This window comes from Streptomyces californicus (assembly GCF_000717645.1).
In the GTDB taxonomy this organism is placed as follows: Bacteria; Actinomycetota; Actinomycetes; order Streptomycetales; family Streptomycetaceae; genus Streptomyces; species Streptomyces californicus.
Window position 1 is genome coordinate 1 of sequence record NZ_JNZZ01000074.1, and the last position, 1,145, is coordinate 1,145.

The 1,145-nt window shown below is 67.2% G+C and carries 1 protein-coding gene; it reads left to right on the forward strand.

Annotated features, from left to right (window positions below):
• The coding region (locus IF19_RS0134255) for a condensation domain-containing protein (protein ID WP_030290313.1) at positions 1–1,145 on the forward strand (1,145 nt) is incomplete at both ends.

The following is a 1,145-nucleotide window of genomic DNA, read 5'->3' on the forward strand; positions in this document are numbered from 1 at the left end:
CGTGCGGTGTTCGAGTCGCCGACGGTGGGGGGTCTGGCGTTGCGTGTGGTGGGTGCTGGTGTGGCGCGTGGGGCGTTGGTGGCGGGGGTGCGGCCTGTGCGGGTGCCGTTGTCGGCGGCGCAGCGTCGGTTGTGGTTCCTGCATGAGTTGGAGGGGCCGTCGGCGACGTACAACGTTCCGTTGGTGTTGAGGCTCGAGGGTGAGCTGGACGCGGGGGCGTTGGAGTTGGCGCTGGGTGATGTGGTGGGGCGGCACGAGAGTCTGCGGACGGTGTTCGCGGATGTGGACGGTGTGCCGTATCAGCGGGTGGTGCCGGTGGGGGATGCCGGTGTGGTGCTGGAGGTGGTGGAGGTCTCGGAGGAGGGGCTGGCCGCTGCTGTGGACGGTGCCGCGGGGTATGCGTTCGATCTGTCGGTGGAGTTGCCGTTGCGGGTGACGTTGCTGCGGGTGGGTGAGCGGTCGTCGGTGCTGGTGGTGTTGATGCATCACATCGTGAGTGATGGCTGGTCGTTGTCTCCGCTGGCGGATGATCTGTCGGCTGCGTATGTGGCGCGGGTCGGGGGTGGGGTGCCGGGTTGGGCTCCGTTGCCGGTTCAGTACGCGGATTACGCGTTGTGGCAGGCGGAGGTGTTGGGTGATGAGGGTGATCCGGCGAGTGTGGCGGGGCGGCAGATCGAGTTCTGGCGTGCCGCGTTGGCGGGTGTGCCTGAGCTGATCGAGCTTCCTGTGGATCGGTTGCGTCCTTCGGTCGCTTCTTATCGTGGTGGTGCGGTCGATTTCGCTGTTGACGCGGAGTTGCACGGTCGTCTGCTGGCGGTGGCCCGTGAGTGCGGGGTGACGCCGTTCATGGTGGTGCAGGCCGCGGTGGCTGTGCTGTTGTCGCGTTTGGGCGCCGGTGTGGATGTGCCGTTGGGCACGGTCGTGGCGGGTCGGTCGGATCAGGCTCTGGAGGGTCTGGTCGGGTTCTTCGTGAACACGCTGGTGCTGCGCACGGATGTGTCGGGTGATCCGTCGGTCCGGGAGTTGCTGGCCCGGGTCCGTGAGATCGATCTGGCGGCTTACGCGCACCAGGACGTGCCCTTCGAGCGTCTGGTCGAGGTCGTCAGCCCGCAGCGTTCCATGGCCCACCACCCGCTGTTCCAGGT